At 44.6% G+C, this 12,629-nt stretch carries 8 protein-coding genes and 1 pseudogene; all 9 read right to left on the bottom strand.

Going from position 1 to position 12,629, the window contains the following annotated elements:
• Nucleotides 1-84: 84 nt before the first annotated feature.
• Entirely contained in the window at nt 85-717 is a 633-nt protein-coding gene (locus tag CGC64_RS06625) for a CatB-related O-acetyltransferase (protein WP_005677120.1), read from the bottom strand.
• 207 nt (nt 718-924) lie between these two features.
• Nucleotides 925-1,809 carry a beta-propeller domain-containing protein gene (locus CGC64_RS06620; RefSeq protein ID WP_005677119.1) on the bottom strand — a complete coding sequence of 295 codons (885 nt, stop codon included), beginning with the start codon at nt 1,807-1,809 and terminating at the stop codon, nt 925-927.
• A 21-nt stretch (nt 1,810-1,830) separates the two neighbouring features.
• Nucleotides 1,831-4,245, bottom strand: a complete 2,415-nt coding sequence (gene ccsA / locus CGC64_RS06615; protein ID WP_005677118.1) for a cytochrome c biogenesis protein CcsA — start codon at nt 4,243-4,245, stop codon at nt 1,831-1,833.
• Between the two features lie 12 nt (nt 4,246-4,257).
• A complete protein-coding gene (locus CGC64_RS06610; protein ID WP_089421559.1) occupies nt 4,258-7,671 on the bottom strand; it encodes an SUMF1/EgtB/PvdO family nonheme iron enzyme in 3,414 nt (1,137 codons plus the stop codon).
• Nucleotides 7,668-8,237: pseudogene (locus CGC64_RS06605) on the bottom strand (hypothetical protein); the annotation flags it as partial. The pseudogene CGC64_RS06605 and the gene CGC64_RS06610, both read right to left, overlap by 4 nt.
• A 35-nt stretch (nt 8,238-8,272) precedes the next feature.
• Nucleotides 8,273-9,367, bottom strand: coding sequence for a chorismate transformation enzyme, FkbO/Hyg5 family (locus tag CGC64_RS06600; RefSeq protein WP_032855108.1), 1,095 nt, complete (start codon nt 9,365-9,367; stop codon nt 8,273-8,275).
• An 11-nt stretch (nt 9,368-9,378) separates the two neighbouring features.
• Nucleotides 9,379-11,136, bottom strand: coding sequence for a YncE family protein (locus tag CGC64_RS06595; protein ID WP_005677112.1), 1,758 nt, complete (start codon nt 11,134-11,136; stop codon nt 9,379-9,381).
• Nucleotides 11,137-11,168: 32 nt separating this feature from the next.
• A complete protein-coding gene (locus CGC64_RS06590; protein WP_005679844.1) occupies nt 11,169-11,969 on the bottom strand; it encodes an IclR family transcriptional regulator in 801 nt (266 codons plus the stop codon).
• Between the two features lie 129 nt (nt 11,970-12,098).
• Nucleotides 12,099-12,569 (bottom strand): Lrp/AsnC family transcriptional regulator, encoded by a 471-nt coding sequence (locus tag CGC64_RS06585; RefSeq protein ID WP_005677110.1) that lies wholly within the window; start codon nt 12,567-12,569, stop codon nt 12,099-12,101.
• Between the last annotated feature and the right edge of the window lie 60 nt (nt 12,570-12,629).

Raw genomic sequence — 12,629 nt, 5'->3', positions numbered from 1 at the left:
GATACCAGAGAGGCAGAGCCGACCATTACTAATCAGCTTATCGGACGTATGAAGAAACGAAAAACATATCATGTTTCAATCAAGTCATGGTCGAAATTCCAACAATTCATCCATCTTCCCGTCCATTATACAAGGCAGGCATCTCGATATCTTTTCCATGTTCCAATTCCACCATTGCAATTCCTGCAATTGAGTGATTGTATCGGTATCGAAACGTTTCCGTATCTCCCTGGCAGGCGTTCCTCCTACTATCGTATAAGGAGGCACATCTTTCGTAACTACTGCCCGTGATGCTATGACCGCTCCATCCCCAACATGCACTCCGGACATGATAACTGCTTCATACCCGATCCACACATCATTACCTATCACTATATCACCTTTGTTGTCCCAAGCCGAAGCGATATCTTCTTTATCTAAGCCCCATTCTCCAAAGAAAAGAGGGAATGTATAATTGGATAAAGAACGCAAGGTATGGTTCGCACTGTTAAAAAGGAACTTGGTTCCGCAAGCAACAGAACAGAACTTACCAATTATCAACCGGTCTTTGTTAATAGGATAATGATATAGAACGTTGTTCTTCTCAAAATCAAGCGGGTCATTTACAAAATCATTATATATAGTGTAATCGCCTACAATAATGGCAGGATTCTTTATGACTGTATTCAGATAGATAGTCTGAAAATCATTGGTGCGAGGATATACTTTCGTATTCATTGTATTATAACTTCTTTTATATAGTTTCCGATATAGACTGACAAAACACCCTGCGACTTATGTAAAGCCACAGACAGTTGGGGACAACAGCTCTTTCCGTTATTCACCATCCATATAAGCGAAGCTATTTACAGAGTTGCCATTTCATTGCGTTAGAAGAATAGGATTTATATCACCCAGCAAATGTACAAAATAAACGGTCCGACACTATTCTCGAATCGGACAAATAGTAGAAATCATGCCGAATTTAACTTTATCATTCAGTTGCCACACCACTTTGCCTTCCGAATCAATCTCGACCAACTGGGGGTGTTTCCCTTTACCGGCTTCGCGGTCGTGCCCTTGCCAGTTACAGATATAAAGTCCCCCATTCTGCAAAGGAAAGAGTTGGGCTACAAAAAAGAGTTGTACACCTTCTATGTCATTGGCATTCACCCGGCGAACAATCCGGTTCGATTCAAGATTCAGTTGCACGAAACAATGAGCGTCTCCACAAGCAACCAGACAGTCTCCGTTGTCCAGAAAAGCAGAGGAAAAAGGAGTACCGGAGAGCTTTACACTATTCAGCAGTTGACCATTAGGGGCAATTTCGCGCACTTCCGAAGTGGCAAATAAAGGCACAAGATAATTGCCTTTCTTATTCTTGTTTATTTGACGGAATTGTGCATGAGGACGTTCGATCCCTGTTTCAAACTCGGTTTTAGAAAGGACCTCTCCTTTCATATTTACCTCCAGAATGGTAGACGGATGACCGCACCAAGCTACTAATGCATTACCGTCCGGCAATATACGTGCCGTCTGCATCTCACATCCTGCGGGTGCGGCGATATTCCAGAGTTCCCGCCCGTCACGGGTTATCATTTTTGCTCCTTTGGAGTAGGAAAAAAGAATTTCTCCCGCTTTCGTGGCTGCCACCGAGTTACATTCCCAGCCTTTTTCCAGAGGATATTCCCAGACTATTTCTTTTGTGTCTTTATTGATTATGGCAATCTTATTCCAGCCGGAACCACCGACCAACAGATGCTGAGGGGAACTGCCTTGAGCAAACGGTGCAACAAGGAATAAAGCAACTAACAATATAAAATTCTTCATACTACACATCATTACATTCGATTAGCTATTCTGTTTCTGTCTTCTCGCGAAAGAGATAAATCCAATCAGCGCGACCAAAAGTGCCGACAGCAAAAGATAGACAAACATTCCTCCGACATGGTCGTTTTGTCCATAGGAATGCATACCACTCAGGAAATAATTCACTCCGAAGAACGTCATCAACACACTGTAAAAAGCGACTACCGAAGCTATGTTGAACAGCCATAGGCTGTTTCTGAACGGCACCAGATGAAGATGAGTGACAATGGCGTAAACGATCATCGTAACCAGCGCCCACGTCTCTTTCGGGTCCCACCCCCAGTAACGTCCCCACGACTCATTAGCCCAGATAGCTCCAAGAAATGTTCCTATCGTCATCAAAGCCAGTCCAATCAGAAGAGACATTTCGTTGATAATACTCAATTCTTTTATCCGCTGTGCCAGCACTGCCTTCTTAAAACTCATCATCACCAGATTAACTAGTCCGAGCAGGCAACTGATACCGAAGAATCCGTATGCACCTACAATAACAGCTACATGAAACATCAGCCACGGCGACTTGAGAACAGGAACAAGCGGATTTATCTGCGGGTCCATCCAGTTCAGTCCCGATACAAACAAGATGACTCCACCGAACAACGTAGCCAAAGCGAAAGTCAGCAGACTACGACGCGCGAACAGCCAACCGGCAAAAACCGTAGCCCAGGCAACGTAGACCATTGTTTCATATGAATTGCTCCACGGAGCATATCCTGCAATATACCAGCGCATCCCCATTCCGTACGTATGGAAAAGAAAAACCGCCAGGACAGCCACACCAAGTGCCCGACTTGCCCAACGCATCCAACGGGCACGCTTGAATAAAGAAGCAAAAGCAAACACCAGCAATAACCCGCCAAAAATCAGATATCCTTTCTTGCACTGGCTGAACACATCCAAACGGTTATATTTTATCTCCGCCTCCATTTTCCCGGAAGTGACACCGGCTATCTTATTCTTTGCCTGTTGATAAGTGGAAATCATACCTACTATTTCATCAGGCTTTGTCCAGTCGCCACTCTGCAAGGAAGTCTGTACTTCTTCCACATACCAAGCCAACACCCGGGAGACAAACATCGAGTCTTTTCCCGAAAAAGCCGACAAATCATCCCCCGGAGCATACCACGTATGTTGCGGGTCGTCTTCTTTCGGAAAGAGATTCAACAGCTGCCAATTAAGCAACTGATGAAAGATGTTAATCTGCTCGTCAAACTTAATCAGGTCTTTATCAAAACGAGTCCGCGCAGCAGGCATCTTACCGTATGCTTCTTCCAACTTCTTCTGCAATTTATAATTCCCGTCCGCATCAAATACATCCATATAGGCGCATTGTCCGGACGGCAACTGATAAAAGTCACTCAATTCCTTGCCGGGAACAGCAATAAATGGAATATACGTCCAACGTTCCGGCATTGTCAAAACACTAAGAAGAAACTGGTCGGAATTTAAAGAATAAAAGGAATCAGACTTATGCAGTTTCCTCAATACTTCAGACGAGAAGGTATTGACAGGAAGTACACGCCCTCTTCCCGACTGAAGAGGCAATGCACCAAAACGGGCAGCATGCCCGCTATCAATGACGTCTTTCAGCACTGCCTCCCTCGCTTGTACCGAGGTCTCACCGGCATGAACCGTCAAAGAAGAGAGCGTCAGCAACATAAGGAAGAACGAACAACGCAACTCCTTCAACCGCCGGCTGAGTAACATAAAGCGTGAACGCCTGTCTACAAAACACAATACCAGACCGAGCAACAGAACAGCATATCCGGTGTAAGTGATGGTACGTCCAGCCACATCACGGTTGACAGAAAGCACCGTACCCTGTTCATCCTGATCATAAGAAGCCTGAAAGAAACGATAACCTTTCACATCCAGCACATTATTCATATAAACCCGTTCCGAAATGACTTCTCCATCCAGATGTACCAGCAACTCACTTTCATACGCAGACGGGCTGGACGAACCGGGATAACGGGTTAATGTAAAATTTATCAGTTCCACACTAAAAGGCAGCGTATGGTAAGTCACTTCACCGGCGTGACGGACAGCGAAGCGATTGCTCGTCTCTCCCTCACGCAAATGAAGAATACCTTCCTCACCATAAAGATGAGATACCAATGCTCCCAGCAGAATTAGAATGAAAGCCCCGTGAGTAACTAACATTCCCCATTTGCGCATTTTCAGCGAACGTTGCCTGATAACGATAGCCAACCAATTGAGTACTATCAAAAATTGAAGAAGGAAAAACAAAGGAGAACAGTACACCACCGATCGGGCTACTTCACTCCCCTGATACTTCTCAATAAAAGTAGCAATCGCCAAACCTGCGCCATATACAAGCAACAACACAATAGTCGTTGTTGAAGAGGAAATCAGTCTTTTCAGAGTAGCTTTCATTAGTATATTCGATTAATCTTCGATAATGACACGGAAACCGACATTAAACACACATTGATAAGGATAGAATCCCTTACGTGAGTATGCTGTGGAATATTTCGGCCGTTCAATATACGAACCGCCACGAACCACTTTATATTCGGAAACCTTTTTCGGATTCTCTTTATACGGATAAGGGACATAATCCGAACGCGTCCATTCGGCAACATTGCCATGCATACAGTATAATCCGAACGGATTTGCCTCATACTTCTTTCCTCCTACCTGCACCAAACTTCCGTCATCCACATTGGCTGCTTTAGGAAGGAACGTATAATACTTGTACCAGGGCGATTCGGGAGACATCGGCTGCGGATCGACTCCACTCACTGCAAACTTGTTGGTTGTCACATCGGCCAAGTTATCTTTCTTACCGAAATCCGCATTCAAGTTACCAAACCAGAAATCCTCGTCGCTTCCTCCACGACACGCCCATTCCCATTGCGCTTCGGTAGGAAGCGTAATGTTCAGTCCGGTCTTTTGACTCAATATCTTACAATATTCCATTGCGTCATTATAGCTTACGCGGATAACAGGCTGCTCCGGTTTATTAGCCGGATACCCCGGAACGACATGATCTTTCCACTGTTGATCCACATAACGGCTGTCATGCTGCGGGAATATAGTATTATACTGTTGGTTAGTCACTTCCAGTTCGCCCATCCAGAACGCTTTATCTATCTTCACCTTGGTAGTGGGATAAGTGTCCGGCTCCCCATGGTAACTGCCCATAACAAATTCACCCGCAGGAATACGTACAAATGTCATTTGAACGCCCGGAGCTATTTCCAACACCTTAACGGTCTCTTTCTCATCGGCTAGCATTTCCTTTACCCTGTCCGGAGCAAACGGCCACCCTTTTACCTTCAGGACTTTCTCCTTCACAGGACTCACCTTCTTGGGCATTACCGGTTTTATCTCACCTTTGTTTTTCAGTTGGGCAGCATAATCGGCAATCTCTTTTTTCCAATCCACTCCAGCACCGCCCGCATATTTATCGGTCAGTTGCTTGCGGCGTTCTATCTGGTCGTATCCCTGATACGGGAACGATTTCAGAACATTGGCATTGAAATATCCTTTGTCGGGAGCATTATAGTCAATCCAGTTATAAATTTTCCTCCACTCCGCATCCGTCAGTTGCACATTATAATGTCCTTTTTTCAAAAGACGGACCAACTCACTAGTATTAGGATGATATTCATAAGGATAAAGTACCACCATATCCCCTTCACCACCTTGACGATGCACATAAGGGTGGAGATTGAGATAGGATGTTCCATATCCTCTGTTATCTTTCTTGCCTCCACGCAGATCGAACGCTTTCCCCTCACCATTGTGGCAAGCGATACAGGCACGGTCCAGAATAGGCTGTACCTCCAGATCAAAAGTAAACGAACGGGGTCCTCCTTCCGGGGGAGTGAGAGCGTGCGGTGCTTTCTGTGAAGCAATCACACGTTTCGGGATCACAATCTGATTCTGATCTTCATGGCATCCCACACAAGAGACAATCTCTCCCGGTTGCCCTGTCAGCCAGCTACGCATCCATTGTACAGCCACTCCATCCTTATCCAAGGGTTGGATAGAAACCGGAGTATTGGCAGGAATTTTAAAAATAACCGAGCCGTCTTCCTCCACCGGTACGGTACCCAACATACGTTTAATATCCCAACCCGACTGGATACCATGCCAGTTATGGTCAGATTGTGTCTGGACATAAGCATACTCATAAGCGTGTAAACGGAGCGACTTCACCGTTCCACGCGGAATCCCCTTCAATCCTTCACCTTCATAAATATCCTGTATAAAGACCGTTGCCTGCTTATCGTCCAGTTTCACCCGGTCGGGTATAGCAGGCGGAGTCACCGTTTTGCGCACGGCTATCGGACTGATATATCCTTCCCCTTCCATTTTATGCAGACAAGTCACGTTATCAAACTTATCTACCAGATAGATACCCCACAAATCATTCTTATCCAATTTTGCGGCAACCAGAAAATAAGTATCATTGAGTGGAGAAGGCTTGATAAATTGAGGCCATACCCCGTCGACCAACCTGTCTTTCACTTCTTCAACGATGGGACGGTTGCGATGAGGAATCTCCTGCAACATACCGGCAGCTCCTTTACGCGCTTTTGCCGGGTCGAACAGAATAAGACGTCCCGAACGTGCCACCCCGTGATGTCCCGAAATGATTCCGACAAAGGCAGAAGCATAACCGGGTAAAGGTTGCACGTCAAATGTACTGTTGGGAAACATTGAACCACTTCCATACAGTGCCTTTTGCTCCGTCCCGTCAGGATTCATGTTCATCACAATACGGGTGTAATAGTGAGTCAGGTCAGTATATTCCCAACGAGTATACATCACACGTCCGTTATTCATAATCACCGGATTCCAGTTTGCATCCTGATCAAATGTCAGACGGCGGAGATTTTTACTCTGCGGCGTATAAAGTACCATGTTTCCTACAGGGTCGCTCCCATTGACACAGGGTACTCCCTGGTAACCGATGTTCGAATTGGCTATGATACGTCCATCCGGCAGATAAGTCCCGTCATAAAATTCCAAATCAGGTTCGGGATTATCAATCAATTTCTTACAATCGCCGTTATTCAGTTTTACTTCAAACACATTCCAACGATTGTCAGACATTGTCTGGGTAAACATCGCACGGTCTCCATCCCAATGCAGTTTCAAATCGGCAATGGAAGAAGTATTGTCAGGCTTATAAATAGTGCGGATTTGTACTTCATCACGCAAATTACTTAACTCAACAATATCGGCGTTAAAACCTTTCCGGCGGGCTGATTCCTGATTACTCCAGTTGTTCGACTGCGTACCCAGTTCGGGAGCCATTGCCCGACGATCCCTGTTTCCCAGTTGATAACGAACGGTCAATATCTTATCGCCGTTCAACAATGGGTTGGCCAGTAAAATAGCACGCTTATTGGCTACGGCCTTTTCCGCATTTGCCAAAACAGCCTCATCACCGCTATATATATTGCCGAATCCTTGCTTTACTTGTTGTTCCAGTTCGGTCAAAATAGGCAGGCACTTTACTGCATCGAAGCCTTCGATCCGCTTCATGTCCTCATAAGCCAGACGAATCGCTTCCATATTCAGCCACTTCAATTCGCTTTGCAACAGAAGCATACGTTGCACTTGCTTATGAAGTTTTTGATATCCGGTGATTTGGGTTTCGACTTTCTTTTCAGTCTCTATTTGTCGAATCGTATTCTTTATGTAAGAAGAATCCTTCAAGTAGGCAGCCAGTTTCAAGACGAGCGCGCGCTCAGTATCAGTATTCTTCTGTTGAGCTGCGGCTGTAAAAGTCAGCAAAGAAGAAGATACTAAAAACAATATTAATATGCGGTACCAGTTTTTCATAACGTAGCAGTAGGGTGAGTGAAACGCAGTCCGGCATTATCGTGATAGTTGGCCCATTCACAAACAACGGCACCTTCCGGACCTGCCATCATAAAGTGAAAAGTCTCCATTTCTTTCAATCGCAAAATATCGCCTACTTTCTGTATCACGCAATTCTTGCTTTTGACAGGCCCATGCGTGGCGGGAATCACCGGAGCATTCGGAGTCGTTTCTCCTACTTCCGAGAAATTATAAACCCAACCTTTCTCCACCATCCATGACTCATGTTTGGCCGGAAAGTCTGTTTTCACATGAGCGTGTTCAGGAATCATCTGTCCCGGAAGCAAATAAATGGCATGAGCAAAGTAACCATATTTCGGGTCATTCACCCAAAAGATACCTCCCATACCCACATTTTCAAAGTCTCCCAGACCAAAATCCGTTACCCACATATTCTCGGCCATAAATCCGGTAAAGGGAATGTTATAGTGGACAAACATTTCTTTCATTGCCTCTATGGCAATCTCTTGCTGAAATACGCCGTTCTTGTAGAAATCGGCATTTGTGTACTTTTTCAAATTAGTCATAGCTTTATCTGTTATTATTAATATTATTTCCGTATTTAATCTATCGCTATTCCCTCTATTTCAATCAATAGTTCTTCCCTGCATACGCCGGCCCGCAAATAGGAAACAGGAATATTCAGTCCATAACTTTCAAGTCCCCTGCGAGCTTCTTCATAATCAGACTCGTTCTTCAGGTAAACACGTAACATAACCAAACGGGCATCACCTATCAATTGAGCGATATTCTCCATAGTAATCTGCAACTGACGTTCCAAACCGACTCCCTTCAGACTTTCTTCTCCTCTGATTGCGGCTGTACCGGAGATATAAACCAGACATCGCTCCCGGAAAGTCATGCTCTTGGCCCGTTCAAACTTCGGGGTTGTTTTTTTCTGCCGGGCTTCTTCAAGCACCTGCTCGGAATAGGCGTGGGCAGCAACTTGCAGTTTATTATCAATAGGAGTGGCAAAAACATCAGGAGTGTGAAACATTGCCGCATCCACATCAATCAGCACACCTCCCATGTTCATCCCGATTCCCGTAGCGGCAGGATAGCCGTTCGACCAATCACTTCCCGCATAAAACGCTGTACGCACATTATTGAACGACTGATAATGTTGGCCGGCTCCGTCATATCCGGTGATTTGTTCTATATAATTCCATTGACGAATAATGCTGTTGACAGGAAACGATTCTTTCTCCAAAACTCCCTTCAACTGGCGGAAGGCTTCTACCGACCACTGTTCCATATCTGCACAAGGGTCATCGCCCTGAAATCCTCCGGCAAACAGGAAACGTCCCGACTCATTTTCCAACAATACGTAAGGAATATTATCATAGTGCCGATACAAAATCCGTTCATCGCTTTCAGGACGATAGCTATGTACTTCCATGACTAAAGGAGCATCCGGTACGGGTTGCAGAACATAACTAAGAGCCGGTTCGCTGTCTCCAAAGAAATGGCGTGCTTTCGCTTTGAATAGCTGACGTTGAGTGACATATTCATCTTTTAAAACCGGCGTACCGAACAAGACCAAACGTAGTATACGTTCTTCTTCGGGCAACCGGGACAATAAACTGTCTATCATCGACGGAAAATCTTCCGGGGAAGCAGTCAACAGGGAGTAATGTATTTTATCACAATAGTTCATACACTTTCTTCTTAAAGAGAATTTACATATTCAGTTAATTCCTCTATTTCTTTCTTGGATACTTTCTTGTCAATTCCGTGCTTGTGAACTTCGAACACTTCTTGCATAGTGGCAGCACGTCCGTCAAACAAATAAGGAGCCGTACGCCAACATTCTACCAGCGTAGGTGTATCCCATCCTTTCTCAAACTCGACATCTTCACCAATCCGATGCATTTTCAGATCCGTATAGAAAGGACCGTTATGACAATCGCCACATTTCAACTTATCAAAGACTTTTCTTCCCGCCTTCGCTTTTTCCGACAATTCTCCATCTACTAAATACGGGCTCGGAACCGGGCGTAAAGACTTCATATACGCGTCCACACATTCGGCCATTTCTTCTTCCGGCTCATAGAACTGAATATACCGGAATCCTGCACGTACAGCTACTTCAGCTTTGGCACGAATACCCGAAATCATATTGGGAGGCGTCACGTGGCTATAAAGCAGGCTCTTGCAGTTTTTAGGATTCCCTACTCCATCGTTCATCAAATCCCAGTTCATACCGTCCGTACGGCCGTCTCCGGGATGACATCCGTTACAACTTTGCCACCCCTGATAACAATGTCCCGCATCATTAAAGTACTTCTCTCCTTTTTGTTCTTTCGTCTCGGTACGTCCCACATTCATATTAACGGCAGCCACCGAGAACGTATTCAGATCTACCATATTTAATACATCGGCGAAATAGGTAGGAATAATCAGTTTATTATTCGAGAGAAGAAGATGACGTGGTCCGTTGCCCTGCAAAGGAATCCTTTTGCGGAGTCCGTAAAGAAAAGTCAGGTCATAGTCCAAACGACCTTTATCCGCATAATTCCGAAACTTATCCAACATTCGGGAATGGTCGATTACGCTTATTTCATGTGTCCCGCTATGGGCTACGTAGATGTGCTTCTCATCACAGGCGATCCCCCACACACCGGCAGCGCCCCGGTCGGGTTCGTCCACCAATACGGCTCCTTCAAATTCCTGCTTTTCTACGTTGATGATACTGAAAGCACTTGTATTCATCCACCCCTGCTGTAATTGAGAGGTAGGTACCATAAAACGCCCTAAATTATGAGATACATAAATATACTTACCGTCGGGAGTAATACACATATCCCGCAAAGCATTACTGCCGTTTGCCAGTTGGATATCCTTTACTTTAGTGAAACTTTTCACTTCAATTACAGATACACAAGCCGCCACTATGTTCAAGTCCGCCCTTTGTGCCGGCAGAAAGTTAGCCACAAATAGATATCGTCCGTCCTTACTGAATATAGCGGACCTTGGTTCGCGTAAGACTTTCACGCTTCTGACAACTTTACACGTTGCCGGATCTATCTCACTTACTGTACCTGCAAATTGATTGCATACATAGATATGCTTCTTGTCCGCCGAGAATATCGGATAGCAAGCTCCCGAACCGGTAGGAATAGCTGCTTCTATCTGTCCCGACTTCAACGACAAGACCTCCAACCGCCCGGTTTTCTCGAAAGTAGTCACATACGCTTTATCACCATCAAGTAAAACTCCTGTGGGAGTTTCCTTAAACGGGTACGAACGGAGCAAAGTTTTCCCGTCGGCAGCAAATACATCCAACTGTCTGGTTCCTTTCTGGGTCATCAATAATTCTCCTTTCTCGTTAACAGCAGTACCTGTAGTAAAGAAAGGAGGGTTTCCGGCTGTTGCCAAAGATATGCCGCAACCGAGCAAGCAAATTAGCAAAAAGTTCCTTATCATAATGTTTCGTATTTTTATAGCATGATCTTTTGTTATACTCTTCTATATCCTAGTTCTGCTGAGATTTGTCCGGCTATCTCTTTGACAATCTGCACCGTACTTCGCAACTGTTCCTCCGTCAAACGGTCTTTCGGTCCCGAAATCCAGATAGAGCCACAAGGATATCCTGTATAATTCAAGACAGGTGCGCCTACACAAATCACCCCGCTCAATTCTTCCTCATTGTCCAAAGCGTATCCCTGTTGATAAACCTTCTCCAATTCTTCCAGATAAACCTCGCGCGAAGTGATAGTACGGGAATTGTAACGAGGGAAAGTCATATAAGAAAGATAACGGTTCCGGACAGTGACCGGCAGATAGGCCATGATTGCTTTTCCCGGCGCAGAACAATGCAGTTCAAAAGGTTTACCGGGTGACAGGACAAAGCAAAAAGCGTGATCTCCTCGAGCTTGTTCGATAAAAATGCCTTTTTCATCGCCCAATACGCCAAAACAGGCCGTTTCCTTCACCCTGTCTCTCAAATCACGTAAATGTGGCAAGACTGTTTCCAGCAGATTATGTTCATTCAACGAACGGAATCCCAGAGTTAACAATTTCCGGGTTAATTTATACCGCTTCGTATCTTCATCGAAAGAAAGATAATCCAAACGTACCAATGTATTCAAGATACGGTAGGCGGTAGTCTGTGATATATCAAGTGCCACCTTGATTGCCTGCAATGTTTCTCCTTCCGATCTCGAAGAAAGATATTCAATCACCGCAATGCCTTTTTCCAGATTGGGCACTTTATAATTATCGTCTGTTTTTTCCAGACTTTGCTCTGTATTTTCCATATTTGGCAATATGTTTTCCATATTTGAAATATCATTCCAGCTTTTGGATAAAATTAGGGATGTTGCTATAAAATGGAACTATGAATGTGCAAAAAGAAGTTAAGTATGCTACATAACATATTTAGAGCACTAAATATGTATCCCATACCGGTGTTTCACCTCAGCCATGACAAAAGTACTTTCCAATGACCCCAGACTATCGATAGTGCCTAGTACATTTAGAATAAACTCTTGATAATACTTCATATTCGGAGCATGAATCTTGAGCAGATAATCATAACTTCCCGATATATTATAGCATTCGGTTACTTCAGGAATATCTTGTATGATTCGCGTAAACTCTGCTGCAATATCCCTGTTCAGCCGTCTGAGCTTCACACTGCAAAACACGACGAATCCCTGATTCAACTTTTCAGCATCCAGCACAGCAATATATTTCTTTATATATCCGCCGCTTTCGAGCCGTTTGAGCCGTTCAAAGACAGGAGTTGATGAAAGACTCACCCGTGCAGCCAACTCTTTTGTCGTCAATCGGGCATTCTCTTGCAGAGTACGGAGTATCTGCAAATCCACTTTATCCAATTTATCAAAAGTATCCATAGAAAAATATTCTTCTAAAGGGTGAATATCGAGAACAAGACAGTATCCTTATTCTATATA

The sequence above is a fragment of the Bacteroides caccae genome (genome assembly GCF_002222615.2).
Lineage (GTDB): Bacteria > Bacteroidota > Bacteroidia > Bacteroidales > Bacteroidaceae > Bacteroides > Bacteroides caccae.
This window is presented reverse-complemented; position numbering and strand designations above follow the sequence as displayed.